A 26743-nucleotide genomic window follows, 5' to 3' on the forward strand; every position below is an offset into this window, starting at 1 on the left:
AGGGTAGCGAATGACAAAGACAATAAAATCAGTAGACTAAGATAAGTAAGACTCAGAAACCGCTCGGGGAATCGGCCCGGGGGAAGAGGTGGAGCATGCAGTTCCGGACCGTCGAGCAGAGCGCGATCCTCGCCGCCCCCCGTGTTGCGACGGCGGTGTCCGTGGTGATCCCTGTGCTCAACGAGGAGCGCTACCTGCGCCAGTCCGTCGAGCGCGTGCTCCGCCAGGAGTACGACGGCGAGGTCGAGGTCGTCCTCGCGCTCGGGCCGAGCAGCGACGGCACCCACCGGATCGCGGCCGAGCTCGCGGCCGAGGACCCGCGCATCGTGCTGGTCGAGAACCCGGCCGGCCGCACGCCTCATGCGTTGAACCTCGCGATCGCCGCCTCCAGCCACCCCTACCTGATCCGGGTCGACGCCCACGGCCTCCTGCCCGAGGGCTACGTCCGCGACGTGGTCCACCTGCTCGACACGACGGGAGCCGCCAACGTCGGCGGCATGATGCGCGTCGAGGGAGACACCCATTTCGGGCGTGCCGTGGCTGCGGCGATGTCGTCTCCGCTGGGCATCGGCGGCTCGAAGTTCCACGTCGGCGGCGAGCCCGGCCCGGCCCGCACGGTCTACCTCGGGGCATTCCGTCGCGACGTGCTCACCGAGCTTGGCGGCTTCGACGAGCACTTCCACCGGGCCCAGGACTGGGAGCTCAACTTCAGGATCCGCGATGCCGGGCACACCGTCTGGTTCACGCCACACCTCGCCGTCACCTATCGCCCGCGCCGTGACTTCAAGGCGCTGCGGAAGCAGTTCTACGGCTCAGGCCAGTGGCGCCGGCAGATCGTCGACGCCCACCCGAGGACCGCGAGCCTGCGTTACCTCGCGGCTCCGATCGTCACGGCGGCCGTCGCCCTCGGCGTACTCCTCGGAGTGATCGGGCTCGTGGTCGGCGGCGTCCCCGGTGCCGTGCTGCTCGCCGGCTTCCTCGCCCCGTTCGGCTACGTCGCCGGCGTGCTCGCCGCGACCCTCCCGATGGGCCGCGGTCTGCCCTGGCAGTCCCGGGCGTTGCTGCCGCTCGTCGTGATCACGATGCATCTCTCCTGGGGTGCCGGGTTCCTCCGGTCGATACCGCGCAGCCAGCGCCGCTGACCCGCCCGCCTCGGGCGGAGGTCGCCGGGACTTGGGAAGGTGGCCCCGGCGGCGTCGCTACGGACGGGGGGCGCCGGCGATCGAGCCGAGGCGCGACACGAACTCGCCCGAGCGCACCGACCAGTCCAGTCGCGCGGCGGCGTAGGCGTGCCCGCGGGCACCCATCCGTCGGCGGCCCTCAACGTCGACGTCGAGGCGCAGGATCGCCTGGAGGACGCGCTCCGGGGCGGCGGTGCCCGAGGGCGTGAACGGTACGACGACGCCGGCGCCGGTGGCGGTGACCAGTTCGGCGGCGCGGGGGAGCGGCGTCGTGATGACGGGTACGCCGTGGGCGAGGTACTCCACGACCTTGGTCGGCTGGGAGATCCGGTAGTTGGGCTGGTCGTGGAGGAGCGACAGGCCGGCCAGTGCGCCGTCGACGAGCTCCATCGCCCGGTCGTGCGGGAGGAAGCCGTGCCAGGTGACTGCATCGGAGTCGGAGAGCAGAGCGGTCGTCTCGGCGTCAGCATGGCCCACGAGCTCGACCCGGATCCGCCCGCCGGTGTGCTCGTGCAGCAGCCGGCCGAGGGCGACCAGCTCATGTGCTCCACGAGCGCGGGTCAGGTGCCCCACGTAGACCACGCGGGGCTGGTCGGGAGGCGCGGTCGACGCCGGGACCCGGGTGGTGTTCGGGACGACGGGGTGCGGTCGAGCGAACCGCTGCTGATAGGCGTCCTCGGCCAGCAGCAGGTGGGCGCGTCGTTCCGCGGCGGCCTCGACGCGGCGTACGGCCCAACGGGTGGGACGCCGGAGTGGTCCGGGGACCCAGCCCTTCATGGCAAGTGCCGCGGCCGTGTCCTCGTGCACGTCCCAGACGACGCGGCGCGGGTCGATTCCGCGTACGGCGAGGAGCAGCTCGGGGTCGTGGAGCAGGACCAGGTGGTGCTGCTCCGCCTCGGACCTGACCAGCTTGCGGGCAGCCCTCTGCGCCGTGAGGCGCGAGCGGCCGAGTGCGCGCGGCAGGTCGATCTGGCGCAGCCCTGCCGGAGCCGGCGGCAGGTCGAGCCCGTAGCCCGTGAACGGCGCCGCGTAGGTCACCTCCCAGCCGTTCTCCAGCAGGGCGGCGATCTGGCGGTGCCGGATCCGGGCGTCCTCGGGGTGGTGCACGACGGTGACCACCAGTGCTCGCCCAGGCCGTCCGGGAAGCCGCTCGCCGGGGGTGCTCATGCGCCGGCCCGCCGTTTCGCCGGCAGGCTGGTCACCTCGGCGTAGCGCTCGAGGACCTCCGCGGTCGGTCCGTCGGCCAGGAGCTCGCCGCGGTGGATCCACAGCACGCGGTCGCACATCTCGCGGATGTGGCTCAGCTGGTGGCTGACCAGCAGCACCGTGCCGGCCTGGGCCCGGATCTCCTCGATGCGTCGCTCGCTGCGGCGACGGAACTCCGCGTCACCCGTGGCCAGTGCCTCGTCGATCAGCAGGATGTCCGGGCGGGCCGCGGAGGAGATCGCAAACCGCAGGCGAGCCCCCATGCCGGCCGAGTAGGTGCGCATCGGGAGGTGCAGGAACTCGCCGATACCGGCGAAGTCGGCCACCTCGTCGTACGACGCGGCGACCTGCCCGCGGGTCTGGCCGAGCGCGAGCCCGCCCAGCCGGATGTTCTGCTCGCCGCTCAGGTCGCGCATGAGGGCCGCGTTGACGCCGAGCAGGGCCGCGGACCCGTCGGTCCAGATCGCGCCGGACTTCAGCGGCTGGCTCCCGGCGATCGCGCGCATCAGCGTGCTCTTGCCCGAGCCGTTGTGGCCGACGACCCCGATCGACTCGCCGTGGCGGGCCACGAAGGAGACGCCGCGGACGGCCTGGACGACGTCGACCGTGCCGACGTGGCGCAGCAGGCGCGACTGCCGCGGTCCGAGCCGGCGGCCGCCGTAGGTGCGGTAGTCGACGTGGACGTCGTCGACGATGAGCGACGGGCGCCCCAGGGGGATGTCAGCCACGGCCGTACCTCGCCTCTCCGCGCCAGAAGTAGACCAGCCCGACGACGAGCGCGAGCGCGGCCCACGCGGCACCCCAGAGCCACAGCGTCAGCGACGCGTCGTACTCGGCAAGGAGGGTGGCCCTGCCGAGCTCGAGGTAGACCGCGATCGGCTGGTGCGTCAGCAGCCAGCCGACGACGCCGTCTCCGGCGTAGCGGTCGATCGAGTAGAAGACGCCGGAGGCATACATGAGGCCGCGGATCCCGAACGGGATGAGCTGGCCGAGGTCGCGGACGTCGTTGACCAGGCGGGCGCACAGCAGTGCGGCGCCCGTCCCGAAGATCCACTGCAGGCCGATCGCGAAGGGCAGCAGCAGCCACGACCACTGCGGGGCCTCGCCCGAGAGCGGGACCAGCACCAGCAGCACGAGGAGGGCCGGGGCGAGGGTGAACAACTCGGCCAGCACGATGCTGAACGGCAGCAGTGCCCGGGGGAACTGCAGCGACGTCACCAGCCCGGAGTTGTTGACGATCGCGCCCGAGCCGTTGTTGATGTTCGCGCTGGTGAAGTGGAACAGGAAGACCCCGATGACCAGGAAGCCGATGTAGTTGCCGATGCCGGCGTCCGTGCCGAGCATGACGCCGAAGACGAGCAGGTAGACCCCGGCCCACAGCAGCGGTGTGAGGATCGCCCAGGTCTGGCCCAGGAAGCTGCCCTGGTTGCGGCTGTAGGCGCGGGCCGCGCCGAGCGCGATCGCGAAGTGGCGACGTCGCCACAGCTCGCGGAGGTACGCCGCCAGCGTGGGGCGGCCGCCGACCCGGGTCAGACCGTGTTCCGCGGCGAGGAGGTCGAGGCTCACAACCGGTGTGCTCCATCGCCCTGGGTGACGCCCCGGGTGTCGAAGAAGAGTCGCGAGGACTCGACCAGCGCCGGGACGTCGTAGGCACTGTGGGGCTGGACCAGGATCACCAGGTCGGCGAACGCGAGTGCGGTCGCCAGGTCGTCGGCGCGGGTGACGTCGAGGCCCGGCTCCCAGTTCTGGACGTTCGGGTCGTGGTAGACCACGCGCGCGCCGAGGAGGTCGAGGTGGCGGGCCAGTGGCACGGCCGGCGACTCACGCTGGTCGGCGATGTCGGGCTTGTAGGTCACGCCGAGCAGCAGCACCGACGAGCCGTGGATCGCCTTGCCATGGGCGTTGAGGAGGTTCTGTGCCCGGTGGGCGACGTAGGACGGCATGGTCGCGTTGATCTCCTCGGCCAGCTCCACGAACCGGAACGGGTAGCCGAGCTTCGCGCGCACGTTGTGGGAGAGGTAGTTGGGGTCGATCGGGATGCAGTGGCCGCCGACGCCTGGTCCCGGGTAGAACGCCTGGAAGCCGAACGGCTTGGTCGAGGCGCAGCGGATCACGTCCCACAGGTCGATCTTGAGCTCGTGGCAGAACCGCGCCATCTCGTTGACCAGCGCGATGTTGATGTGGCGGTAGGTGTTCTCCAGGAGCTTCGCGGTCTCCGCCTCGGCCGGTCCGCTCGCCTCGACGACCGTGTCGACGAAGCGCCGGTAGAACGTCGCGGCCCGCTCGGTGCTCTCGGGAGTGATGCCGCCGACGATCTTCGGGGTGTTGGTCAGCCCCCAGGTCGCGTTGCCGGGGTCGATCCGCTCGGGGGAGAAGGCCAGGTGGAAGTCCTCGCCGGCGACCAGGCCGGAGGCCGCCTCGAGCTGCGGCAGGACGACGTCCTGCGTCGTGCCCGGGTACGTCGTCGACTCGAGCACCACGAGCTGGCCCGGGTGCAGGTGCTCACCGATCACGCCGACCGCGGACTTCACGGCCCCCAGGTCGGGCCCACCCTCGGCGCCCAGCGGAGTCGGCACGCAGATCACCGCGACGGCCGCCTCGGCGAGGACCGAGGCATCCGTGGTCGCCCGGAACCCCGCCTCCTTCAGGGCTGCGATGTCGTCGTCGCTCAGGTCGTCGACGTGGGAGCGACCCTCGTTCAGGCCGGCGACCGCACGCTCGCTGACGTCCAGCCCCACGACCGAGAGACCGGCGCGGCTGGCGGCCTGAGCGAGCGGCAGCCCGACGTAGCCGAGGCCGATCACGACCAGGTCGACGGTCGCCTTCTTCGTGGCCGTGCGGCGCTGGCGAGGTGCGGGGGTGGCCGTCTTGTCGGTCAGGTGGGTGATCGTGGCGGTCATCGGTGTCCTCCGGTGGTGACGGCGCTGGGTGTGGTGCGGGTCGTGGCGCTGGCTCGGGTGCTGGCGTAGATCTGCTGGTAGCTGTCGGCGGCGGCCGCCCAGGTCCGGTGCGTGGCGGCCCAGGAGCTGCCGGCGGCGCCGAGCGTGTGCCGCAGGCCGGGGTCGTCGCGAAGCCGCGCGATCGCTGCGGCCAACGCGTGCCGGTCCCCGGGCGGGACGAGCAAGCCGCGCTCGTCCCCGACCAGCTCGCGCAGTGGCGCCAGGTCGCTCGCGATCACCGGGCGCCCGAGGCCCATGGCCTCGACCGGCTTGAGCGGCGGCACGAGGCGGGTGACGGGGAGGTCGGCGCGGGGCACGGCGTACACGTCGATGGAGCGGTAGATCCCCGGGACGGCGCTGTGCGGCACACGACCCGTGAAGGCGACCGTGCCCTGCAGGCCGAGGCTGTCGGCCAGGGCTTCGAGATCGGCACGGGCCGGGCCGTCGCCGACGATCAGGAGCCGCGTCGGAGCCTGGGCGGGGTCATCCCGGAGCTCGGCTACCGCCCGGATCAGGACGTCGATGCCCTCGTAGGCGTTGAGCGTGCCGACCACGCCGACGGTGAACGGCCGCCCCTCGTCGACCTGGCTCGCGGTCAGGAAGCGCGGGTCCACGCCGTTGCCGACGACGTGCACGCGGTCGGCCGGGACGCCGCGGTCGACGATCGCGGAGCGCATGGCCTCGCTCAGGGTCACGACGGCGTCGGCGGCGAGCATGCACTCGGTCTCGCGGGCCCGTGCCAGCCGGTAGGTCTCCGCGTCGGTGCCGCGGGAGTTCCGGCTGCGCCAGGTCTCCTCGAGGAAGCCGCGCGCCTCGTAGACGACCGGGATCGCGAACCGGGCCCGCAGGGCGAGCGCGACCTGGGCGTTGACGTGGTTGCTGTGGGCGTGGAGGACGTCCGGGCGGACCTGCTCCACCAGGCGGGCCGCGTGCTCGATGCCGCGGGCGAGGGCGGCGTCGGCGCGCAGCGGGAGGCGTCGCGGCAGCAGGCGGTGATGCGTGACCCCGTCGACGACCACCTCGAAGTCCGCCCGGAGGTGGCCCTTCGTCACGGGGAACCCGAGCTGAGTCACGACACGGACGGGAGTGCCGGCCGAGAGCTGGGCGCGAGCGATGCCCTGCGTGCGCACGGTGTAGCCGGCCTGCACCTCGGGCAACGCGTTCGTCACCAGGTGCAGCACGCCGCCACCCGTGGGCGGTCCGTACGACGTAGAGCGGGTCGTCTCGAGTGGCCGGGTCAGCAGGGCGAGGTCGCCAGCCACCTGCTGGCGGAGCAGCCGGCCGATCGCACCGGCCGCCTCGGCGTGCCCCGCTGCCGAGGTGAGGTCGCCGCGGGTGAGGGCGTCGACCGCCGCGGCGTACGACCCGGAGCGGAGCCAGGGCTGGGGGAGCGAGGAGACCCGGTCGGTGCTGCGGGCCAGGTGGCGGGCGAGGACGCTCGCGGCTGCTGCTGCATGGGTGGGCACGGGGATCTCCTTCCTCAACTCGCCGGATGGCCTGGTTCGTGGTTACTACCAAATCTATAGTAACTTACTGGAATTAGATGGAACCACGGAAGGAAGCCATGTCCCACCTCGTCGTCCACATCACCGGCGCTCGCCCGAACTTCCCCAAGGCGGCACCGGTCATCGACGCGCTCGCGCGTCAGGCGGCCGCCGCAGGGCAGGACGTGCGGCAGGTGCTGGTCCACACCGGTCAGCACTACGACGAGCGCCTTTCGGACGTGTTCTTCCGTCAGCTCGGCCTGCCCGAGCCCGACGTCAACCTCGGCGTCGGGTCCGGCTCGCACGCCGAGCAGACCGCTGCCGTGCTGGTGGGGCTGGAGAAGCTCTTCCTCGAGGGCGAGTGGGGCAGGCCCGACCTGGTCGTGGTCTATGGCGACGTGAACTCGACGGTCGCCGCTGCACTGGTGGCCGCCAAGCTGCAGATCCCACTCGCCCACGTCGAGGCGGGGTTGCGTTCCTTCGACCCCTCGATGCCGGAGGAGGTCAACCGCCTGGTCACCGACCGGCTGGCCGATGTCCTCCTCTGCACCAGCGCCGACGCCGTCGCCCACCTCGGCAACGAAGGGGTGGCACCCGAGCGGATCCACCTCGTCGGCAATCCCATGATCGACACCCTGCTGGCCCATCTCGGGAGCTTCGACGTGGAGCTGGCCCGCAAACGGCACGACCTCGACGGGCGGTACGCAGTTGCCACCCTGCACCGACCTGCCAACGTTGATTCTGCTCAGGACGTCCAGGCGCTGGTCACGACGCTGCACTCCGTTGCTGACCAGGTCGAGGTCGTGCTTCCACTTCACCCGCGCGGCCGTGAGGCGCTCCTCAGCGCGGGTCTGCTCGACCACGACCGGATCCGGCTGGTCGAGCCCCTCGGCTACGTCGAGTTCCTCGGACTGGTCCGGGGTGCCGACGTGGTCGTGACCGACTCCGGCGGCGTCCAGGAGGAGACCACGGTGCTCGGCGTACCGTGCCTCACCCTGCGCCCCAACACCGAGCGACCGGTGACCATCACGCATGGCACCAACCGCCTCGTGACGCGCGACGAGCTCGCGGCTCGTGTGGCCGAGGTGCTCGCGACACCGTCGGAGGAGACGGATGGTGGCTGGCCGGTCCCGCCCCTGTGGGACGGCCAGGCCGGTCCGCGCATCGCCAAGGTCCTGCTGGAGGTGCTCCGATGAGCGTCAAGTCGCGACTCAAGGTCCGCACCCGCGCAAGGCGGGTTCTCGGCTACCGACCGTTTCACTCCTCTCTGGGCGAGCTGCGCTTCCGTGCACGCCCGCGCATCCCGGAGGCCCCGCTCCCGCTCGCCGTGCCGCGTCGGCCCGACCTCCGAGTGGCGGTGATCCTCGACCCGTTCAGCGAGCTGGCCTTCGGCTACGAGTGGGACCAGGTCGCGCCCGGGCCTGACGACTGGCGCCGGGTGCTGTCCGGGCACAGGCCGGACCTGCTCTTCGTTGAGTCGGCGTGGGGCGGCAACGGTGGTCGCTGGCGGCTGCACATGACGCGCGACAACAAGCCCAGCGAGGAGCTCCGCGCTCTCGTCTCGTGGTGCCGGGCGGAAGGCATTCCGACCGTCTTCTGGAACAAGGAGGACCCGCCGGGCTACGAGAAGTTCCTCGAGACGGCGCGCCTCTTCGACCAGGTCTTCACCGTCGATGCCGACCGCATCCCGTGGTATCAGCGCGATCTCGGCCACGACCGCATCGCCCTGCTGCCGTTCTCCGCCCAGCCCCACCTCCACAACCCCGTGCGCCGCGGGCACGTCGGGCGGTCCTTCGACGTGGCCTTCGCCGGCACCTGGCACCCCGAGAAGCACCCGGAGCGCCGCCGCCAGATGGAGTTCCTGCTGGTCCCTGCCTGCGAGTTCGGGCTGCACATCTGGTCGCGGATGGAGAAGGACGCCAAGCACCGCTTCCCGGGCAAGCTGGGCAAGCGCGTCGTGGGGTCACTGCCCTACGAGCAGATGCTCACGGCGTACGCCCGCTACAAGGTGTTCCTCAACGTCAACTCGGTGACCGAGAGCCCGACCATGTGCGCGCGCCGGCTCTTCGAGCTCTCTGCCGCGCAGACCGCTGTCGTCTCGGCCCCCGCGGCGAGCATCGAGCCGTTCTTCGGCGACACGATCACTGTCGTCTCCACTGCGGAGGAGGCCCGTGCCGCGCTCGCGAAGCTGATCGGGTCGGACGACGAGCGTGACCGGCTGGCGCTCAGGGCGCACCGTCGCGTCTTCGACGAGCACCTGCTCGAGCATCGCGTCGAGTCCGTGCTGCTCAGCGTCGGGATCGCGCCGTCCGGCCCGGACCAGCCGCTGGTCAGCGTGATCGTGCCGACTCACCGGCCCGACCAGCTCGACAACGTGTTTGCCAACGTCGGTCGCCAGTCCCACCGTCGTCTGGAGCTGGTGCTGGTCACCCACGGCTTCGAGGTCGACGAGGCCGAGCTGCGTCAGCGTGCGACGGCCGCGGGGGTGTCGTCGCTGGTGGTCGTTCCGGCTCCGTCCGAGCTGACCCTGGGTGCCTGCATGAACCTGGGTGTCGATGCCGCGATCGGTGACCTGGTTGCCAAGGTCGATGACGACAACTACTACGGCGTGCACTACCTGACCGACCTCGTCCGGGCGCTCGACTTCTCCGGCGCCGATGTCGTCGGCAAGTGGGCCCACTTCGTGCACCTCGAGGCCAGCGACGCGACGCTGCTCCGGTTCGCCAGCGCGGAGCACCGGTTCGTCGATCTCGTTCAGGGCGGCACGCTGCTGACGCGGCGTTCCGTCGTACGCCGGATCCCGTTCGCCGACATCCCCCGCGCTGTCGACACCACTTTCCTGACGGCCGCACGTGAGGCGGGCCTGACCGTCTACGCCGCCGACCGGTTCAACTTCGTCTCCGTGCGGCGGGCCGATCCCGGCTCCCACACCTGGACCATCACCGACAGCGAGCTGCTCGCGAAGAGCTCCACACATCTGCTCTTCCACGGACAGCCGTTCGGCTACGCGGAGGTCTGACGTGGCCACGCTCGAGCTGCTTGGGCGGGCGTCGGAGGCCGGCCCGAAGGCGGGCCAGTCGGGCGGGTCCAGCCCGGCATCTGGTTCCGCGGCTGGTCATGCGCGGATGAGGGCCGACATCGAGGGCCTGCGCGCGATCGCGACGTTCCTCGTGCTGCCCTTCCACGCCGGGCTGATGCTCTTTCCGGGTGGCTTCGTCGGCGTCGACGTCTTCTTCGTCATCTCCGGTTTCGTGATCACGGGGCAGCTCGTGCGCGAGGTGGAGAGGTCGGGCCGTGTGCGCCTGCTCGACTTCTACGCGCGCCGCGTCCGGCGGCTGCTGCCCGCGAGTGCCGTCGTGCTGGGCGCGACCGCCTTCATGGTCTGGGCGTGGGTGCCGCGGATCCGCTGGGAGACGACGGGCGGCGACATCGTCGCGGCCGCGCTCTACGTCGTGAACTGGCGCCTCGCCGACCGCTCGGTCGACTACCTCGCCGAGGACGTCACGCCCTCGCCCGTGCAGCACTTCTGGTCGCTGTCGGTGGAGGAGCAGTTCTACCTGCTCTGGCCGCTGCTCGTGCTCGCGGCCGCGCTGGTCGCCGCGCGCTACGGCGTACGTCGGAAGGTCGCGCTCGCCGTCGGCCTCACGGCGGTGGCGCTCCCGTCGTTGCTCTGGGCCGGCCACCAGGCTGTCGCAGCACCGGAACGCGCCTACTTCGCCACGAGCGTGCGCATCTGGGAGTTCGCGATCGGTGCCTTCGTCGCCCTGGCCGCGGCGCGCCTCGCCCGGATCCCGAGGGCCCTCGCCGTCGGGCTCGCCTGGCTCGGGTTGGCCATGATCCTGTGGTCCGGTCGCACGTACTCCACCGACATGACCTGGCCCGGGTACGCCGCGCTGGTGCCGACGCTGGGCGCCGGACTGCTGATCGGGGCGGGCGTCGCCGCGGGGCGTGGGGGCCCGGTCTGGTTCCTCGGCCGTAAGCCGATGCTGGTGATCGGCTACCTGACCTACTCGCTCTACCTGTGGCACTGGCCGCTGCTGATCGTGGCCCGCGAGCACTTCGGGGGCATCCCGGTCTGGGTGGGCCTGCTGATCGTGGTCTTCAGCGCGCTGCCGGCCTGGCTGACCTGGAAGTTCGTCGAGACGCCGTTCCGCAGCTCACCTGTGGTCACGAAGCACCGCCGGGTGGCGTTCGGTCTCGGGGCGAACGCCACCCTGGTCGGAGCGGCCGCCGGCCTCACGCTGATCGTCGCGCTCAGCCACTCGTTCGGTCCCGGCTCCGCCGTCACCGCCGCCGTCACTCCCGTGGGAGGCACCACGGGTGCGCTCGGCGCGGCGGCGCTCGGCGACGACCCGACGCGATCGTCGGCCGGTGCGGTTGGCACCAGCTGGCCGCAGGCGATCGTCCCCGATCCGGTGCTCGCACCGAAGGACGTGCCAGGTCTCTACCGGGCCGGCTGCCAGCAGCAGCCCGACTCCGCCGACCCGGTGAGCTGCTCCTACGGCAACAAGGACGCCGGCACGACGATTGCCGTGGTCGGCGACTCCAAGGCCGCCCAGTGGGTGCCCGCCTTCGAGCAGCTGGTGACGAAGCACGACTGGCACGTGATCACCTACAACAAGTCGGCCTGCCAGTTCGTCGACACCGACACCCCGCTCGACGGTGGCGTCTACACGACCTGTCGCGAGTGGACGCGCAACGTGATCGCGAAGCTGACAGGTCCGGACCGGCCCGACGTCGTGGTGACCGCGGGCCAGCAGGACGACGCGGTCACCGGAGTTGCGGATGACGGCAGCCTGGAGGAGAGCCAGCCGGTCATGCAGGCCGCGCTGGCGGCGACCTGGCGGCAGGTCGCGGACGCCGGGGTGAAGGTGATCGTGCTCGCGGACACCCCGCAGACCGGACGGGACATCTATCCGTGCGTCGCCGAACGCCCGAAGGACCCGGGGGAGTGCGCCTACGAGCGGGCCAACGGAGTGGCTGCCTCGGGCGCGCCGGTCCAGCGTGCGGCCGCCAGCGAGGCGAAGGTGCCGTTCATCGACCTCGTCGACTGGATCTGCCCGCGCGCCGAGTGCGCGCCCGTGATCGGCGGCGTACTCGTCTACCGGCAGGGCTCGCACATCACCAAGACCTACATCGAGTCGCTCGCTCCCCGTCTCGAGCAGGAGCTGGCGGCGCTCGGCGTCACCTGAGTTCCCACCGCAGCGGCGGGCGATGGGCCATGATCCTCCGCATGCCCGTCAGTCATGAAGAAGCCCACGAGATCGCCCGCTACGGCACGAGCCGCTGGGGTTACCTCGTGGTGAAGCTGGTGCTCACGCCGATCTTCCGGTTGCTCTTCCTGATGGGGGTCACCGGTCAGGAGAACGTGCCGAAGTCCGGTCCGGTCGTCATCGCGCCCAACCACAAGAGCTTCTGGGACAGCTTCTTCATCACCGCGGTCCTGCGCCGACGTGTCTTCTACATGGGCAAGTCCGAGCTCTTCCAGGGCCGGTCGGGCCGGTTGCTGCTCGCGCTCGGTGCCTTCCCGGTGAAGCGTGGCGAGTCCGACGCCGAGGCGATCGAGACGGCGCTGGCGATCCTGAAGCGCGGTGACGTCCTGTGCCTCTTCCCCGAGGGCACCCGGATCAGCGACCCGGACTCCCTCGGCATCCCGCGCAAGGGCGCCGCGCGCCTGGCCATCGAGGGCGGTGCGCCGATCGTGCCGACCGCCATCACGGGCACCGAGAAGCGGCGCTGGCCGCTGCCGCGCCGCGTGCAGATCGCCTTCGGTGAGCCGATCCCGGTCGCGGGTCTCACCGCGACCCCCGAGGACGCGGCACGCATCGTCGACGAGCACCTGTGGCCGAGCATCACCGAGGACTACAGCCGGCTGAAGTCGCGCCCCGGCCTGATCGCGGCCGGGGTGGCCGCAGCGGGCCTCGGCTTCGCCGTGCACCGCATGCGCAAGCGCTGACCCACGGTTGCGCATGCCACGGAGTACGCCGATCGGCGGTTGCGCGTGGGGCCCTCACGGGTGCTCTTGCGCGGCCTGCCAGCATGGGGAGCCATGAGCGAGACGCGCACCCTGCATCTCACGATGGACCTCTGCCTCCGGGTGGGTGAGCTGTTGCTCTCCTCCGGTGCCGGGGCCGCCGACGTGACCGCAACCATGCAGTCCGTTGCCCACTCCCTGGGCCTGCGGAACCCCGTCATCGACGTCACCTTCACCGCGCTGTCGATGGGTTACCACGCCGATCCGGAGCTGCCGCCGCTGACTCTCCTGAGGTCCGTGGTCCATCGCGAGATCGACTACGAGGACCTGACCCGCGTCGACCACCTGGTCAGCCAGGTGCTGCTCGGCGAGGTCGACGTGGTCGCGGCGCGAGCCACCGTCGCCCGGATCAGCTCGTCCGGCCACCGGCGCAAGCGCTGGGCAGTCACCACGGGCTGGGGCGTGATGTGCGTCGGCGTCGCCCTGATCCTCGGCGGTGGCGTGGCGGTCTGCGCGATCGCGTTCTCCGCGGCAGTGGCCATCGACCGCCTGCAGGCGTTCCTGTCGCGGCGCCGGCTCCCGTCGTTCTACCAGCAGGTCGCCGGAGGCGGGCTGGCCACGTTGCTCGGCGTACTCGCCGCGTGGGCGGGGCTTGCCGTGAACCCGTCCCTCGTGGTCACCGCCAACATCGTGATGCTGCTCTCCGGCGTCGGGTTCATGGGTGCCCTTCAGGACTGCCTGTCCGGCTTCTACGTCACCGGCAGCGCGCGGGTGATGGAGGCGCTGCTCTCGACCGCCGGCCTCATCGCCGGGGTCAGCGGGGGCCTCGCGGTCGCCGATGTGCTCAACGTCGACGTCGGCCGCATCAGCCCCGGTGAGGGCACCTGGCAGGCAGTCACGGGCATCGCGATCGGCTCCGCGATCGCGGCCGGTGCGTTCGCCTTCTCGTCGTACGCGCCGAAGCGCACGGTCGTCCCGATCGGCCTGGTGGCCGCCATCGCTCTCGTGATCGACAACCAGATCGTGTCCGGCGGCTTCGGGCGCACCTGGGGCGCCGCGGTCGCGGCGTTCTTCGTCGGCGTGGTTGCCTGGTCCCTCTCGCGCTGGGTGAAGGTGCCGCCCCTGGTGGTCGTGGTCTCGGCGGTCGTGCCGCTACTGCCGGGCCTGCTGATCTACCGGGGCCTGGCGCTGCTCAGCGAGGACGCCGGAGATCCGGCGGCCGGCATCCTTGCGCTGGCCACCGCGGCGTCGGTGGCCCTCGCGCTCGCGGCGGGTGTGATCCTCGGCGAGTACGTCGCGCAGCCGCTGTCGCGCGAGGCCCGCAAGCTGGAGGGGCGACTCTCGGGCCCGCGCCTGGTGGGACCGCTGCGCGCGAAGTTCCGGCGCGTCTGACCTACGCTCTGGCCATGCGACAGCCCGTTCCCCAGCAGGTCCTCGCCGACGGTGCCCTGCTCCTCGACCGCGCCGACGGCGTCGTCACGGTGACGTTCAATCGCCCCGACCGCCTCAACGCGATGAACGAGGCGATGTTCTCGGCGTTCGCCGACCTGATCGACGAGGCGGCCGCGGACCGTTCACTGCGAGCGATCGTGCTCCAGGGTGCAGGTGGAGCGGCGTTCAGTGCCGGCAACGAGATCACCTCATTCGTCGAGATGGAGACGGGTGCCGAGGTGGTCGCCTTCGAGAAGGGGGTCCGCAGCGTGCTCCGCCGGTTCGCGGAGCTCCCGCTGGTGACGATCGCGGCGATCGACGGCATCTGCGTCGGCGGCGGCCTCGGCATCGCGACGTACTGCGACATCCGGGTCGCCACGCCCCACTCCCGCTTCGGCTACCCGATCGCGCGCACCCTGGGCAACGCGCTCGCGGCCCCGATGCTCGAGCGCTGCGTCGCCGCCTTTGGTGAGTCGGTCACCCGCGAGATGCTGCTCGGCTCACGGCTCGTCACCGCCGACCGCGCGTACGCCGTCGGAGCACTCGCCGCAGTCGTCGAGCCGGACGCGCTGGACGGGTTCGTGGCCAGCCTGACCAAGGGGATCGGGCACTCCGCGCCCGGCACGATCGCCACCACGAAGGCGCAGCTGCTGCGACGTTCCGATGCCCTGCTGGCGGACGAGGGCGACGAGGCGATGCTGATCGAGCGCTACAGCTCGGCCGACTTCCGCGAAGGCGTGCGGGCGTTCACCGCCGGCGAGAAGCCGACCTTCACGGGCGCCTGACCAGAGCCGGACCAGACGAGGAGACTCCATGCACGTGTTCGTCAAGCCCATCAACCGGTTCCTGGCCTGCCAGGTCTGCGCTGGCCTGCTCTTCGTCCAGCGTGAGATCAAGATGACCACCACCGGCATGACGTTCTTCGACCTCGACTGGGCCAACAAGTCGGCCGACGGCGCGATCTGCCGACGCTGCGGTTTCGTGCACACCTTCCTGGGCGGCGGGCTGCAGTGGCTCGCGCCCGACCAGGTCAAGGCCGATGACCTGCCCGAGGACCCGCTCGCCGGTGCCGCCGAGCTTCCCTGAGCCGGTCTCAGGGCGTGCCGTCGAGGGCGTCGCCCTCGGCCACCATCGCGCAGATCATGGCGGCCATGCGCTTGCTCGCTGCCAGGGCGTTGGAGGAGAGCCGCTTCAGGTCGGGGTCCTCGATCTCGTCGTCGAGCATCTCGACGCTGGCCATGATCGCGGTGAGTGGAGTGCGCAGGTCGTGGGCCGACCGGTGGATCAGCTCGCGCAACTGCTCGTCGGGAGCCATCACAGGACCCGCACGTCGTCAGCCTCGAGGCGGAAGCCGACTCCGCGCACCGTGACGACGGCGCTGGAGAGGCCCTGGCCCTCGAGCTTGACGCGCAGGCGCGCGACGGTGACGTCGAGGGTCTTGGTCGAACCGAACCAGTTCTCGTCCCAGACCGCGTCCATCAGCTCTTCGCGGCGGGCGACCACTCCCGGCTGAGAAGCGAGGTGGTTGAGCAGGTCGAACTCCTTCTCCGTCAGCCCGACCTCGGACCCGGCCACCCAGGCACGGCGTGCCGAGGGGTCGATCTGGAGCACGGTGCCGTCCTCGCCAGGCGTTGAGGCACGGGCCGCGCCACCGGCGGTGGCGACGGTGGACGAGGCCGCCGGACGCGTACGCCGCAGCAGCGCGCGAGTCCTCGCGAAGAGCTCCGCAAGCCCGAACGGCTTGGGTAGGTAGTCATCAGCGCCGACATCCAGCCCGTCGACCCGGTCGAGTTCGCTGTCGCGGCCGGTCAGCATGAGGATGCCTCCGTCGTAGCCATCGGCACGCAGCTGGCGACAGACCTCGAGCCCGTCGATGTCGGGCAGGCCGAGATCGAGAAGGACGAGGTCCACTCCGCCCGCGGCGACCACCGCCAAGCCCTCGGCGCCGCTGGCAACGCGCTGGACGGCGTAGCCCTCGCGCTGGAGCGCGCGCAGCAGGGGGACGGCGACGCTGTCGTCGTCCTCCAGGAGCAGGAGCCGTTGGCCCGCGGTCGTCTGCACACCCAGCAGGATGCCATCCGGGCACGAACGGCTGCGTCGTCGGATCGGTCAGTAGTCACGGTCGAGTGGGCCACTTTCGGTGACGGGGGCGGTCGCGCAGGCCGTGCCCGAGATGTCGGTCGCGGACGCCGAGGGGGTCCAGACCATGGTGGAGGGGTTGCCGCCCCGGATGCCGGTGCCGCTGGCGACGGTGCCGAGGGTCACCGTGATGATCGTCGCGGGGACACCGCCGACGGTGCCGGTCGAGGCGGTCATCGTGGCGTTGAAGGCGACGGTCTTGCCGCTCTTCACGTACTCCTGGCCGAGGAGGACGGAGCCGAGCCCGACCGGTGAACCGGACCGCAGCACGTCGATGGTGTCTCCGCGGCCGCCGAGTCCCAGCAGGCCGCCGTCCCGCAAGCGGAGGCTGACGGCGAGTGGCGATCCGGTCCAGCCGGCTGTGATGGTCGCCGGGTTCACCAGCGTGCTGTAGCTCAGCACCAGCTGGTCGCCCGCGTCGGGCTTGCCGGCCGACGCTCCACCGTTGACGGTCTGCACATCCACCCCGCGCAGCGGGCTGTTGTCGACCCGTCGGCCGCTCACGGTCGCCGAGATCGTGGTCCCGCCGTGGCCGTCGACGAGCAGGGCACGGAGGTCGTAGAGGCCGTCGGTCTCGGTCCGCGTGTCCCACGAGCAGGAGTACGTCGCGCTGGTGTCGGTGCACAGGTCCGTCCAGGTGCTCGTGCCGGAAGGGGCCCGCTGGATCCGGACCGAGGCGACGCCCGCGGTGGAGTTCGCGGTGGCGCCGACGGTGACCACGCCGGCGAGGTAGGAGCCCGGGTCCTCCACGGAGACCGAGGAGACGGTGTTGTCGATCGACCGGGCAGCGAGCACCGCTGACGTCGTGCTGTTGCCGGCGGCATCGGTCGCGACCGCACGGAACCCGTAGGAGCCGTCAGCCGTCGTCGACGTGTCGAACCGGCAGGACCACGGAGAGGTGGTCGCCGTGCAGGCCGTGAGCCAGGTGCTGCTCCCGGTCACGGCGTACTGGTGGACCACGGTGGCGATGCCGGAGTGCGCGTCGCTGGCCGCAGCTGCGAGGGTCACCGTTCCGCGCAGCGGCGAGCCGGGGTCGGTCAGGGTGACCGACGGCGCCGTGTTGTCGACGAGCACGTCGGTGATCACGGCCGAGGCGTAGGTGGTGGTGCCGACCACGGCGACAGCGCGCAGGTCGTACTCCTGGCTGGTGAGGGCGCCAGTCGACCAGGTGCAGGTCAGCTCGCTGCCGAGCCCGGAGCAGGCGGTCTTCCAGTTGTCGCTTCCGGCGACGCTGTACTCGATGCGGGTCGTCAGCGTGAGGATGCCGGCGTTGTAGACGTGCGCGGAGAGAGGGACGTTGCCGCGCAGTGGGTCGCCCGGGTTGTCGAGGAGGACCAGGAGGCTGTTGGCAACGGCTGTGCTGACCACGGCAGAGGTCGCGGCGTTGCCAGCCGAGTCGGTGGCCCGGGCGCGCAGCAGGTGGCCACCGTCGCTCACCGTCCGGGTGTCCCAGCTGCAGCTCCAGGGCTGGCCGGTCGCGGTGCACAACGTCGTCCAGGTGCCGCCGCCCGACGGCTGTGCCTCGATGACGACCGAGGCGAGGCTGGAGTCGGCGTCGGCGGCATCCGCAGTGATCGTGACCGTGTTGCGGAGCGGGCTCCCCGGGTCGCGGACGGCCACGGTGGGCACGGTCCAGTCGGAGGCGGCACGCACGGTCGCGGAGCTCGAGGTGGTGGCACTCCAGGTGGCGCTCGACGTCTGGGGCGGGTGGAACGCCACGGAGCCGAGCGCGAGGACAGCGGCCGCGCTCCAGCGGCGGCCGATGCGGCGACGCTGGACGCGGTGGCTGGTCACAGCGCAGCTCCTGCCGTCCCGGAGCTGCCGTGGGGCTGCCGGGCGCCACGTCCGCGGATCGCTGCGACCAGGTCGCGGGCGGCGAGCAGGGCGACAGCGCAGGCGGGCAGGCCGAGGATGACGAAGCGCGAGCGTGGGTCGGCCAGCGCGAGGAGCGCGTTCCCGACCCAGGGGACGTCGAGCACGACGACCGGCTGGGTCGGAGAGTTGAGGGTGAACAGCCAGGGGTCCTGGTCCGCGTTCGCGTCGCCCTTGGTCTGGAGGACGGTAGTGCCCGCCTCGTCCTTGGTGATGGCGACGATGCGATGCGTCACCAGCGAGTGGGTGCCGGAGTCGGCGGGCGGAAGGTAGGTGATCACGTCACCGATCTCCAGCCCGCCGACGGGCACCTCCCGCTCGATGACCAGCGACCCTCGTTCGAAGGTGCCAGACATCGAGCCGCCAGTGATCACGTAGTCCTGGTACCCGAGCAGGCGCGAGCCGAGAAAGCCCAGGCCGGCGACGAGGACCAGCATGACGAGGAGGCGCGCGCCGAGACCCGCAGCACGACGTACGACGCGAAGCAGGTGGCGCATGCTTCCTCCTGGCAATGGACGGGTGGTGGTGACCCCGAGGGGTGAGGGGGAGTGGACCCCGCGGGGACATCTGGGCGGACGGTTGGCCGGGCCGACCCCATGCCGGTCCGGCCGTCACGTCACTGGTTGGTGGTGGTGCCGTCCAGCTGGATCGAGTTCCACTGGAAGGTGGCGCTGGCGCCCTTGCCCTGCTCGGTGTTGGTCGCGGCCTGGGCCAGCGTGACCGTGAACCGGTAGCTGTGCGCCTCGTTGGCGGCGAAGGTGCCGAGCGGGGTGGCCTCGCCATCGGTCAGGCCACCGAACGTGCCGTCGTACACCGTGGTGCTGGTGGTGGTGTCCGTGATCGCCAGGTTGAGCAGGTTGCTGGAGAACGCGTTGCTGGACGCGGTCTCGGTGAGGCTGAACGCCGCCGGCAGCGAGCCGGTGTTGGTCAGCGTCAGGGAGCCGTTGAGCGTGTCGCCCGGCTTGAGGTCGGTCAGCGCGAAGATCGCCGCGTTGTCCTTGGAGTTGCTGTGCGTCAGGGTGCCGGAGACGACCGAGCTGGCCGTGTTGCCGGACTGCGAGGTGAAGGTGGCGCCCGAGCCGACCGCGATCGCGCCGGCGGCGACGAGCGTGGCGAGCGGCACGAGGATGGTGCGGCGGTTGCGTGACATGAGGATCCCTCCCAGGGTTGGTGCACGTTGCTGTGCTTGCACGTCAACGCTAGGGAGAGCACCTCCACGGCTTCTCCAGCCGATTGCCACAGGAGTGCCACAGCCCGGCAACAGTTGCCGGAGGTCGTGCGCCGGAGGGCCGGAGCACTGGAGGGCCGGGGATCAGCGGCGGCGGAGCACGCGCCCGGGAGCCTTCGCGACGAAGCCCGGGGCGGCCGTGACGCCGCGGATGCCGAGCCGGGCGCCGCCGACCGTCGTGCGCACACCGAAGCGGGCCGCGGCCCCCGGCGCCTTGATCGCGGAGCCGACCGGGTCGGAGATCGCTCCGGCTACCACGGCGGCGTCGTCGAGGTGGGTGAGCACGAACGGCAGGTGTTTCACCGCGCGCAGGTCGCCGTGCTTCACGACCGGCGGGACAGCAGCCACCGTCACCTGGACGGCGAGCTTCACGGTCGTCGGTGACGGCAGCGACAGCGGGATCCCGAGAGGCAGCTTCATGGTCGCGAGGATATCGTCAGTTCCGAGAGCCACCCTCACGCTGAGGGGAGGCCGAGAGGGGCAGACGATGGGCAAGGTCACCAGCACCGCCAAGGTCGTGGGCAAGGGCGCGCGACTGGCGGTCAAGTACGGCCCCCAGGCCAAGATCGCCTGGGACAACGGCGGCAAGCAGGCCGGCACCGCTGCCGCCCGCCGTGCTCGTTCGGTCAACTCACGCCGCAAGGCGTTCAAGCACGCCGCCACCGTCGTCGAGGGCTCCGTCCTCAAGGTCGCGCCCACCGGCACCACGATGTACGTCGTCTTCGCCGGCGAGGTCCCGATCGCGACGTACCCGAAGAGTGACCTCACCCCGGTCGAGCTGCTCGCCCATGCCGACCTGACCAAGCGGATCCCCGCCAACCAGGCCTGATCTCGCATGGCCGAGCTGCTGCCCGACCCCGATAACCCAGCGAACCCAGCGAATCCTTCGACATCCGGGCCGGGCGGCGCGCGCACGCTCTTCGTCGAGGGCGACAACCTCGACGTGCTGCCACTCCTCCCGGCCCTCATCGGGAGCCCCGTGGACGTGGTCTACATCGACCCGCCCTACAACACTGGCAACGACTTCTCCTATGCCGACAAGATGGGGGTTGGCCGGGGCCGCCACGGGGCCTGGGTGGCGATGATGCGTCCGCGTCTCGAGGCGGCGCGCGAGCTGATGGCCGAGTCCGCGGCGATCTTCGTGAGCATCGACGACAACGAGGTCGCCCACCTGCGGCTGCTGCTCGACGAGGTCTTCGGTGAGCGCAACTTCATCGCGCAGGTCGTGGTCAACCTCAACGCCAAGGGGCGCCAGCTCGGCCCGTTCTTCGCCACCAACCACGAGTACCTGCTGGTCTACGCGCGCTCCTTGTCGAGTTGCGGGCTCGATGCGACCAGCGTGCACGAGGTGAGCGAGGCCGACTTCCCGGTGCTCGATCCCGACGGGCGCCGGTTTCGGCACCTGCCGCTTCGCAACACCAACAAGAAGTTCAACCCGGCAACGTGCCGCACGCTCGCCTACCCGCTCTGGGGTGACCCGCTCACCGGCCGGGTGGCGACCGCAGCGTTCGACGGCGGGCAGGAGATCTGGCCCGTCTTCGGTGACGGAGCGCCGGCGGTCTGGCGCTGGTCCGCGCCGCGCGTCGAAGAACGCCCGGACGACCTGGTCTGCCGGACCATCAGCGGCCGGCTCGGGGAGAGGGTCGACATCTTCCAGCGCGACTGGCTGCACCCGGGACGCCGCAAGAAGCTCCGCACGATCTGGCTGCACGACGAGGTCGGCTCGACCGACACCGCGGTCGCCGAGGTCAAGGCCCTGGTCGGCAAGGTGTTCGAGTCGCCCAAGCCGACCGGCCTGCTGCTCCGGATCCTCGAGACGTTCCCCTCCGACGCGGTTGTGCTGGACTTCTTCGCCGGCTCCGGTACGACGGGGCACGCGACGCTGATCGCCAACGCTGCCGACGGTGGCAGCCGGGTGTCGGTCTCGGTGAACAGTCCCGAGCCGACCCGCACCGGATCTGCAGCGCAGGTTGCCGGCTACGAGTCGGTCAGCGCGATCACCGAATCCCGCTTGCGCGCCGCCGCGGCCGCCCACGGCGAGGATGTCGCGGCGTACCGGCTGAGCTGACCAACCGTCGACACGGCGCAACCTGGACGTCGACACGGCGCGACTTCGAGCTCGAGACGGCGCCTAGTCGACGCCGAAGTCGCGCCGTGTCGACGCAGTCAGTTGAGGCCGGCGGCGCGCTCGAGGTCGACCAGCGCGTCCTCGAGGTGGATCAGCAAGCGCTGCAGCGACGGCACGGTGCGGCGGCAACCGGTCAGGCCGAAGCCCATCTGCCCGTTGTAGGACGTGCAGGTGATGTTCATGGCCTGGCCGTGCATCGGCACGGACGCGGGGTACATGCCCGACAGCTTCGCGCCGTTGTAGTAGACCGGCTCGCGCGGCCCGGGGACGTTGGAGATCACCAGGTTGAACGGCGGCCGCATGATGCCGTTGAGCCGCAGCACCGGCTGGATCACGAGCGGGGCCATCCCGATCGCGGCCATCGCGATGATCTGCGCCTTTGTCATCGACTCCATGGCCTGCTTGCCCGCGACCATCGAGTCGTGGATGCCCTGGAGGCGGTCGGCCGGGTCCTCGAGGTTGGTGCCGAGCTTCACCATCAGCGTCCCGACCGCGTTGCCGCCCTTGTCGGAGGCCACGTGGGCTTGCTTGGCGTTGAGCCCGACCGGGCACATCGAGACGAGTGAGGCATCGGGCAGGGCGCCGAGGTCGGAGAGATAGGTGCGCATGGCGCCGCCCGACATCGCGAGAACGACGTCGTTCAGGGTGGTCCCCGTGGCCTTGGCGACGCGCTTGAGGCGCTCGATCTCCCAGTCCTGCGCGGCGACACGGCGGGCGCCGCTGATCCGCTGGTTCAGGATCGAGCGCGGCGCGGCGTACGACGCGGGGCCGGCGGTCTCGTTGCGTGCTCCGGTCTGGAGGGTCTTGATGAGGGCGCTCGGCATGCCGGCGGCCTCAGCAGCGACACCGAGGGCAGAGCGGACCGCGCTGATCGGCACGTCAGCGGCAGCGCGCACGAGCGCCCGGCTGGCCTCGTCGCGCGGCGGCTTCGGCCGGTAGGCGAAGGGCGGCACCATCCCGCGCTCGTCGGGGTCCGGGGAGAACGCGCTGCCGAGCAGGCGCATCGCGGAGACACCGTCCACCAGGGCGTGGTGGATCTTCGTGTACATCGCGACGCGGCCGTCGTTGAGGCCCTCGATCAGGTGGCTCTCCCAGAGCGGACGCTCGAGTGAGAGCTGCTGTCCGTGCAGGCGCGAGGTCAGGTCGAGCAGTTCGCGGATGCGGCCGGGCTCGGGCAGGGCGGAGTGGCGCACGTGGTGCTCGATGTCGAACTGCTCGTCCTCGGTCCACGTCCACTGCAGACCGGTCGCCAGCGAGCGGTGGGGGCGCTTGAGGAACAGCGGCCGGACCTTCTCGACCATGAGCGACTCTTCGTACATGTCGCGCACATAGCTCGGGCCGGCGTCGTCCGGCTTCTCGAGCAGCAGCAGGCCGCCGACGTGGATCGGTGTGTTGCGGCTCTCCGCAAGGAGAAAGCCGACCGACTGCGGGTCGATGGGAGTAGCCATGGTGTCCTCGTCTCCTCCGGCCCCCATGCCGGATCCGTTCGAACTGTACTGCTCCCGCTCTGGCAGGATCCGGTCCATGGACATGCCGCATCTCGACGACGTCCGGGCCCGCGGTCGCACGTCGGCCGCGGTGCGGGTCCGGCGCTGGCAGAGCAAGTCCTGGCACGTCGCCCAGTGCGCCATCGCGGCCGGGCTCGCGTGGTTCGTCGCGTCCGACCTGCTCGGTCACGACACCCCGTTCTTCGCGCCGATCGCAGCCGTCGCCGCCCTCGGTACGTCGTACGGCCAACGCCTGCGCCGCGTGGGTGAGGTGGCCATCGGAGTGGCCATCGGGGTCCTGATCGGCGACCTCCTGGTCACCCAGATCGGCACCGGCTGGTGGCAGCTCACGATCATCGTCGCGCTTGCGATGTCGACTGCGATCCTGCTCGACGGGGGACAGCTCTTCGTCACCCAGGCGGCGGTCCAGGCGATCGTCGTGACCACCCTCGCGCCGACCACATCGGGTGCCTTCACGCGATGGACCGATGCGCTCATCGGCGGAAGCCTGGCCCTGCTCGCGGCCGCGATTGTGCCGGCGGCTCCCTTGCGGCGGCCCCGAGAACAGGCAGCCGTGGTGATCCGCAAGATCGCGGGGCTGCTGCGTGTGGCCGCCGATGTCATGGAGAGCGGCGAGGTCGAGCCGGCGATGGCCCTGCTCGCCGACGCCCGCGCCACCGACTACCTGATCCGCGAGCTGCAGGCGGCGGCCGATGAGGGGCTCGCCGTGGTCGCGTCCTCGCCGTTCCGGCTGCGGCACCGCCCGGGCATGCGACGGATGGCCGAGCTGGTCGATCCGCTCGACAAGAGCCTGCGCACGACGCGGGTCCTGGTCCGACGTACGGCGGTCGCGGCGTATCACCGCCGCCCGGTCCCCGCGTCGTACGTCGTGGTGTGCCGCGAGCTGGCCGATGCCGCTGACGTCCTCGCGGAGGAGTTCCGCGCCGATCCCTCGACCGAGGGCCCCTCGGCTGCGCGTGCCGCACTGATGGCGGTCGGGCAGCACACCTCCGAGCTCCAGCGCTCGCACGCGCTGTCGATCGAGGTCGTCCTGGCGATGTTGCGCGGACTCGTTGCCGACCTGCTGGAGCTGACCGGGCTCAGCCCGCTCGAGGCGACCGACGCCCTCCCGGCCCCGCGCCGGGACTGGCTGGACGACGACCTGCGCCACGACTGACCCGCCCCAACGGGACAGTCCCCAACATGTGGCATCTTTCCGCTGCGCGAAACCTGCCTCACGTTGGGGACTATCGGGTCGAAGGTCAGGCCTTCTTCTTCGCGGGGATGACCCGCTTGCTGCCGAACGCCACGATGTCCTGGTAGCGCGAGCCGGCGAACTTGCCGAAGTTGTGGACGATGTGGGCGTCGATGCCCACGAGGATCCGGGCCTGGTTGCGCTGGACGGCGCCGAGGATCACCCTGGCGGCCTTGTCCGGGGTCATGCGGGCCAGCTTCTCCTCGAAGATCCGGTCGAGCGCCTCGGAGTTCTGCCCGGCGGTCTTGCGGCCGTTCTTGGAGATGCCGGTCTTGATGCCACCGGGGTGCACGCAGGTCACGCCGACCGGGTGCTTGTTGATCAGCATCTCCTCGCGGAGTGCTTCGGTGAAGCCGCGCACGGCGTACTTGCTGGCGTTGTACGCCGACTGACCCGGCATGGAGACCAAGCCGAAGAGCGAGCTGATGTTGACGACGTGGCCGTCGCCCGACGCGATCAGGTGGGGGAGGAACACCTTGGTGCCGGTGACGACGCCATTGACGTTGATGCCCATGATCCAGTCGAACTCGTCGAGGGTCATGTCCTCGAAGTCGCCGGTCATCGTGACGCCGGCGTTGTTGATGATGACGTTGACGCGGCCGAAGTGCTCGGCGACGGCGTCGGCGTAGGCGAGGAAGGCGGCCCGGTCGGAGACGTCGAGCTTGTCGGCCTTGACCTCGGCGCCGATCTCCTTGACCAACGCGACGGTCTCGTTCAGACCGGCTTCGTTGACGTCCGAGATGGCGACTGCTCCGCCGCGGCGGGCCGTTTCGAGCGCCAGTGCGCGCCCGATGCCGGAGCCGGCACCGGTGATGACGACGACCTTGTCGTTGAGCGACTTCATGCGGAGACCTTCTTCGTGTTCTTGGGGCGGCGGGTGCGGGTGGAGGTGCGGGTGGGAGGGGTGGCCTCGGCGGCCGGGACGACGTCGTACTTGTCGAGGTCGAAGGCCGAGAGGTGGTTGCGGAACGTGAACGTCTGGCCCGGCCAGAGGGTGGTGTTGTTGCCGAACTCGTCGACGTACCAGCTGGCGCAGCCGCCGGTCAGCCACACGGTCGGCTTCATGCGGGCCTGGACTGCGTCGGTCCAGGTGTCCTGGGCCTCGAGGGTGGGCTCGACCGCGGCAACGCCCTCGGTGCGAAGCGTGCGGACGGCGTCGACGATGTAGCGGACCTGCGACTCGATGATGAAGATGATCGAGCTGTGGCCGAGAGCGGTGTTCGGGCCGACGATCTGGAACATGTTCGGGAACCCGTTGATCGTGGTGCCCTTGTAGGCACGCATGCCCTTCTCGCTCCACACCTCGGCCAGCGTGCGGCCGTCCTTGCCGACGACGTGCTGGGCGATCGGCGGGTCGGTGACGTGGAAGCCCGTCGCGATGATCAGTACGTCGATCGGTCGCTCGACGCCGTTGGCGTCGACGATGCTGTCGGGCCGGATCTCGGCGATGCGATCGGTGACGAGGTCGACGTTGTCGGCGGCGATGGCGGGGTACCACTTGTTGGAGACCAGGATCCGCTTGCAGCCGGCGCGGTAGGCCGGGGTGACCCGGGCGCGCAGCTCGGGGTCCTTGATCGCCTTGGCGATGTTCTTCTTGCCCTGGGCCTCGACGGCCTTCATCAGGACGGGGAAGCGGTTGAATGCGGGGACGCGGCCCTCGAGGGTGGCGTAGACGCCGGCGCGGACGGCGCGCTGCACGCCCGGGACGCGACGGAAGAGCTCCTTCTCGATGCGCGAGAAGCGGCGCTCGTTGCGCGGGATGATCCAGTTCGGCGTGCGCTGGTAGACGTCGACCTGCGCCGCGATCTTCTGCACCTCGGGCACGAGCTGGATCGCCGAGGCGCCGGTGCCGATGACAGCGACGCGCTTGTCGGTGAGGTCCACGTCGTGGTTCCACCGGGCGGTGTGGAACGTCTCGCCCGTGAAGGACTCGATGCCCTTGATCTCGGGGAGCGACGGCTCGGAGAGGCCGCCCGCGCCGGCGATCAGGGTCTTCGCTGCGTAGCTGCCGTTGCTGGTCTTGACGATCCAGCGCTGCTGGACGCCGTCCCAGGCGGAGTTGATCACCGAGGTGTCGAGCACGACGCGGTCGAGCACGCCGGCGTCGGTGGCGACCTTCTTGGTGTACTCCCAGATCTCCTGCTGCGGGGAGTAGACCTTCGACCAGTCGGGGTTGAGGGCGAAGGAGTAGCTGTAGAGCTGGCTCGGGACGTCGCACTCGGCGCCGGGGTAGGTGTTGATGTGCCAGGTGCCGCCGACGTCGCTGTCCTTCTCGATGACGACGAAGTCGCGCTCGCCGGCCTCGTCGAGCTTGATGGCGGCGGCGAGTCCGGCAAAGCCGGCGCCAACGATCAGGTGGTCAACGAGCGTGGGGGTGCTGGTGGTCATGGGTCGAGGTTACGGAGCGTATTGAACATTC

General features: G+C 70.7%; 25 protein-coding genes. 11 read left to right on the top strand and 14 right to left on the bottom strand.

Translation table 11 applies throughout. The features are described from left to right. Positions 1 to 95 precede the first annotated feature (95 nt). The gene (locus tag D4739_RS08530) at positions 96 to 1142 is read left to right on the top strand and encodes a glycosyltransferase family 2 protein (protein ID WP_120060226.1); all 1047 of its coding nucleotides are present in this window, start codon (positions 96 to 98) and stop codon (positions 1140 to 1142) included. A gap of 57 nt (positions 1143 to 1199) precedes the next feature. Here D4739_RS08530 and D4739_RS08535 read toward each other — a convergent pair whose 3' ends face one another. Genes D4739_RS08535 through D4739_RS08555 form a run of 5 tightly spaced genes read right to left on the bottom strand, consistent with a single transcriptional unit; the run spans position 1200 to position 6792 of the window. Next, positions 1200 to 2348 carry a glycosyltransferase gene (locus D4739_RS08535; protein WP_120060227.1) on the bottom strand — a complete coding sequence of 383 codons (1149 nt, stop codon included), beginning with the start codon at positions 2346 to 2348 and terminating at the stop codon, positions 1200 to 1202. After that, entirely contained in the window at positions 2345 to 3115 is a 771-nt protein-coding gene (locus D4739_RS08540) for an ABC transporter ATP-binding protein (RefSeq protein WP_120060228.1), read from the bottom strand. The genes D4739_RS08535 and D4739_RS08540 overlap by 4 nt, the downstream gene beginning before the upstream one ends. Further along, positions 3108 to 3953 carry an ABC transporter permease gene (locus tag D4739_RS08545; RefSeq protein WP_120060229.1) on the bottom strand — a complete coding sequence of 282 codons (846 nt, stop codon included), beginning with the start codon at positions 3951 to 3953 and terminating at the stop codon, positions 3108 to 3110. Before D4739_RS08545 ends, D4739_RS08540 begins: the two co-directional genes overlap by 8 nt. Then, on the bottom strand, positions 3950 to 5287 hold the full coding sequence (locus D4739_RS08550; RefSeq protein WP_120060230.1) for a nucleotide sugar dehydrogenase: 1338 nt from the start codon (positions 5285 to 5287) through the stop codon (positions 3950 to 3952). The genes D4739_RS08545 and D4739_RS08550 overlap by 4 nt, the downstream gene beginning before the upstream one ends. Then, positions 5284 to 6792: a glycosyltransferase family 4 protein gene (locus D4739_RS08555; RefSeq protein ID WP_182920350.1), complete on the bottom strand. Its 1509-nt coding sequence runs from the start codon at positions 6790 to 6792 to the stop codon at positions 5284 to 5286. Before D4739_RS08555 ends, D4739_RS08550 begins: the two co-directional genes overlap by 4 nt. 98 nt (positions 6793 to 6890) lie before the next feature. On the opposite strand from D4739_RS08555, the gene wecB reads away from it, so the two are divergent. From wecB to D4739_RS08590, 7 genes are all read left to right on the top strand, one after another. Next, positions 6891 to 8006 carry a non-hydrolyzing UDP-N-acetylglucosamine 2-epimerase gene (gene wecB / locus D4739_RS08560; protein WP_120060232.1) on the top strand — a complete coding sequence of 372 codons (1116 nt, stop codon included), beginning with the start codon at positions 6891 to 6893 and terminating at the stop codon, positions 8004 to 8006. After that, a complete protein-coding gene (locus tag D4739_RS08565; protein WP_120060233.1) occupies positions 8003 to 9829 on the top strand; it encodes a glycosyltransferase family protein in 1827 nt (608 codons plus the stop codon). The genes wecB and D4739_RS08565 overlap by 4 nt, the downstream gene beginning before the upstream one ends. A gap of 1 nt (position 9830) precedes the next feature. Then, a complete protein-coding gene (locus D4739_RS08570; RefSeq protein WP_120060234.1) occupies positions 9831 to 12002 on the top strand; it encodes an acyltransferase family protein in 2172 nt (723 codons plus the stop codon). 41 nt (positions 12003 to 12043) lie between these two features. Further along, complete coding sequence (locus tag D4739_RS08575; RefSeq protein WP_182920351.1) at positions 12044 to 12766, top strand: lysophospholipid acyltransferase family protein; 723 nt, start codon at positions 12044 to 12046, stop codon at positions 12764 to 12766. 93 nt (positions 12767 to 12859) lie between these two features. Then, positions 12860 to 14176, top strand: coding sequence for a threonine/serine exporter family protein (locus D4739_RS08580; protein WP_120060236.1), 1317 nt, complete (start codon positions 12860 to 12862; stop codon positions 14174 to 14176). Between the two features lie 14 nt (positions 14177 to 14190). Beyond that, positions 14191 to 15000 carry an enoyl-CoA hydratase-related protein gene (locus tag D4739_RS08585; RefSeq protein WP_120060237.1) on the top strand — a complete coding sequence of 270 codons (810 nt, stop codon included), beginning with the start codon at positions 14191 to 14193 and terminating at the stop codon, positions 14998 to 15000. A 28-nt stretch (positions 15001 to 15028) separates the two neighbouring features. Beyond that, positions 15029 to 15301, top strand: coding sequence for a hypothetical protein (locus tag D4739_RS08590; RefSeq protein ID WP_182920352.1), 273 nt, complete (start codon positions 15029 to 15031; stop codon positions 15299 to 15301). A gap of 7 nt (positions 15302 to 15308) precedes the next feature. Here the strand turns inward: D4739_RS08590 and D4739_RS08595 are convergent, their stop codons facing one another. The 6 genes from D4739_RS08595 to D4739_RS08620 all read right to left on the bottom strand — a co-directional run bounded on the left by D4739_RS08595 (position 15309) and on the right by D4739_RS08620 (position 19874). Next, positions 15309 to 15530, bottom strand: a complete 222-nt coding sequence (locus tag D4739_RS08595; RefSeq protein WP_120060238.1) for a histidine kinase dimerization/phospho-acceptor domain-containing protein — start codon at positions 15528 to 15530, stop codon at positions 15309 to 15311. After that, a complete protein-coding gene (locus D4739_RS08600; protein ID WP_120060239.1) occupies positions 15530 to 16276 on the bottom strand; it encodes a response regulator transcription factor in 747 nt (248 codons plus the stop codon). The genes D4739_RS08595 and D4739_RS08600 overlap by 1 nt, the downstream gene beginning before the upstream one ends. 48 nt (positions 16277 to 16324) lie before the next feature. Further along, positions 16325 to 18148 carry an Ig-like domain-containing protein gene (locus D4739_RS08605; RefSeq protein WP_220699258.1) on the bottom strand — a complete coding sequence of 608 codons (1824 nt, stop codon included), beginning with the start codon at positions 18146 to 18148 and terminating at the stop codon, positions 16325 to 16327. Next, complete coding sequence (locus D4739_RS08610) at positions 18145 to 18723, bottom strand: signal peptidase I (RefSeq protein ID WP_120060240.1); 579 nt, start codon at positions 18721 to 18723, stop codon at positions 18145 to 18147. The genes D4739_RS08605 and D4739_RS08610 overlap by 4 nt, the downstream gene beginning before the upstream one ends. A gap of 119 nt (positions 18724 to 18842) precedes the next feature. Then, complete coding sequence (locus tag D4739_RS08615) at positions 18843 to 19376, bottom strand: TasA family protein (protein WP_120060241.1); 534 nt, start codon at positions 19374 to 19376, stop codon at positions 18843 to 18845. Between the two features lie 162 nt (positions 19377 to 19538). Further along, the gene (locus tag D4739_RS08620; RefSeq protein WP_120060242.1) at positions 19539 to 19874 is read right to left on the bottom strand and encodes a hypothetical protein; all 336 of its coding nucleotides are present in this window, start codon (positions 19872 to 19874) and stop codon (positions 19539 to 19541) included. 67 nt (positions 19875 to 19941) lie between these two features. On the opposite strand from D4739_RS08620, the gene D4739_RS08625 reads away from it, so the two are divergent. Next, positions 19942 to 20283, top strand: coding sequence for a hypothetical protein (locus D4739_RS08625; protein WP_120060243.1), 342 nt, complete (start codon positions 19942 to 19944; stop codon positions 20281 to 20283). A gap of 6 nt (positions 20284 to 20289) precedes the next feature. Further along, positions 20290 to 21522: a site-specific DNA-methyltransferase gene (locus tag D4739_RS08630; protein ID WP_120060244.1), complete on the top strand. Its 1233-nt coding sequence runs from the start codon at positions 20290 to 20292 to the stop codon at positions 21520 to 21522. A 98-nt stretch (positions 21523 to 21620) separates the two neighbouring features. On the opposite strand, the gene D4739_RS08635 is transcribed toward D4739_RS08630, so the two are convergent. After that, positions 21621 to 23030: a WS/DGAT/MGAT family O-acyltransferase gene (locus D4739_RS08635; RefSeq protein WP_120061815.1), complete on the bottom strand. Its 1410-nt coding sequence runs from the start codon at positions 23028 to 23030 to the stop codon at positions 21621 to 21623. Between the two features lie 76 nt (positions 23031 to 23106). Here D4739_RS08635 and D4739_RS08640 point away from each other — a divergent pair, with 76 nt between their 5' ends. Continuing rightward, a complete protein-coding gene (locus D4739_RS08640) occupies positions 23107 to 24246 on the top strand; it encodes an FUSC family protein (RefSeq protein ID WP_120060245.1) in 1140 nt (379 codons plus the stop codon). An 85-nt stretch (positions 24247 to 24331) separates the two neighbouring features. Here the strand turns inward: D4739_RS08640 and D4739_RS08645 are convergent, their stop codons facing one another. After that, on the bottom strand, positions 24332 to 25168 hold the full coding sequence (locus tag D4739_RS08645) for an SDR family NAD(P)-dependent oxidoreductase (protein ID WP_120060246.1): 837 nt from the start codon (positions 25166 to 25168) through the stop codon (positions 24332 to 24334). Next, a complete protein-coding gene (locus tag D4739_RS08650; RefSeq protein WP_120060247.1) occupies positions 25165 to 26712 on the bottom strand; it encodes a flavin-containing monooxygenase in 1548 nt (515 codons plus the stop codon). Before D4739_RS08650 ends, D4739_RS08645 begins: the two co-directional genes overlap by 4 nt. Positions 26713 to 26743: the final 31 nt, after the last annotated feature.

The sequence above is a fragment of the Nocardioides cavernaquae genome (assembly GCF_003600895.1).
Lineage (GTDB): Bacteria > Actinomycetota > Actinomycetes > Propionibacteriales > Nocardioidaceae > Nocardioides > Nocardioides cavernaquae.

Coding starts and splice junctions, on each gene's coding strand:
- D4739_RS08530 (WP_120060226.1), top strand. CDS start 96: ATGCAGTTCCGGACCGTCGAGCAGAGCGCGATCCTCGCCGCCCCCCGT.
- D4739_RS08535 (WP_120060227.1), bottom strand. CDS start 2,348: ATGAGCACCCCCGGCGAGCGGCTTCCCGGACGGCCTGGGCGAGCACTG.
- D4739_RS08550 (WP_120060230.1), bottom strand. CDS start 5,287: ATGACCGCCACGATCACCCACCTGACCGACAAGACGGCCACCCCCGCA.
- wecB (WP_120060232.1), top strand. CDS start 6,891: ATGTCCCACCTCGTCGTCCACATCACCGGCGCTCGCCCGAACTTCCCC.
- D4739_RS08565 (WP_120060233.1), top strand. CDS start 8,003: ATGAGCGTCAAGTCGCGACTCAAGGTCCGCACCCGCGCAAGGCGGGTT.
- D4739_RS08575 (WP_182920351.1), top strand. CDS start 12,044: ATGCCCGTCAGTCATGAAGAAGCCCACGAGATCGCCCGCTACGGCACG.
- D4739_RS08580 (WP_120060236.1), top strand. CDS start 12,860: ATGAGCGAGACGCGCACCCTGCATCTCACGATGGACCTCTGCCTCCGG.
- D4739_RS08585 (WP_120060237.1), top strand. CDS start 14,191: ATGCGACAGCCCGTTCCCCAGCAGGTCCTCGCCGACGGTGCCCTGCTC.
- D4739_RS08590 (WP_182920352.1), top strand. CDS start 15,029: ATGCACGTGTTCGTCAAGCCCATCAACCGGTTCCTGGCCTGCCAGGTC.
- D4739_RS08595 (WP_120060238.1), bottom strand. CDS start 15,530: ATGGCTCCCGACGAGCAGTTGCGCGAGCTGATCCACCGGTCGGCCCAC.
- D4739_RS08610 (WP_120060240.1), bottom strand. CDS start 18,723: ATGCGCCACCTGCTTCGCGTCGTACGTCGTGCTGCGGGTCTCGGCGCG.
- D4739_RS08615 (WP_120060241.1), bottom strand. CDS start 19,376: ATGTCACGCAACCGCCGCACCATCCTCGTGCCGCTCGCCACGCTCGTC.
- D4739_RS08620 (WP_120060242.1), bottom strand. CDS start 19,874: ATGAAGCTGCCTCTCGGGATCCCGCTGTCGCTGCCGTCACCGACGACC.
- D4739_RS08625 (WP_120060243.1), top strand. CDS start 19,942: ATGGGCAAGGTCACCAGCACCGCCAAGGTCGTGGGCAAGGGCGCGCGA.
- D4739_RS08630 (WP_120060244.1), top strand. CDS start 20,290: ATGGCCGAGCTGCTGCCCGACCCCGATAACCCAGCGAACCCAGCGAAT.
- D4739_RS08635 (WP_120061815.1), bottom strand. CDS start 23,030: ATGGCTACTCCCATCGACCCGCAGTCGGTCGGCTTTCTCCTTGCGGAG.
- D4739_RS08640 (WP_120060245.1), top strand. CDS start 23,107: ATGGACATGCCGCATCTCGACGACGTCCGGGCCCGCGGTCGCACGTCG.
- D4739_RS08645 (WP_120060246.1), bottom strand. CDS start 25,168: ATGAAGTCGCTCAACGACAAGGTCGTCGTCATCACCGGTGCCGGCTCC.
- D4739_RS08650 (WP_120060247.1), bottom strand. CDS start 26,712: ATGACCACCAGCACCCCCACGCTCGTTGACCACCTGATCGTTGGCGCC.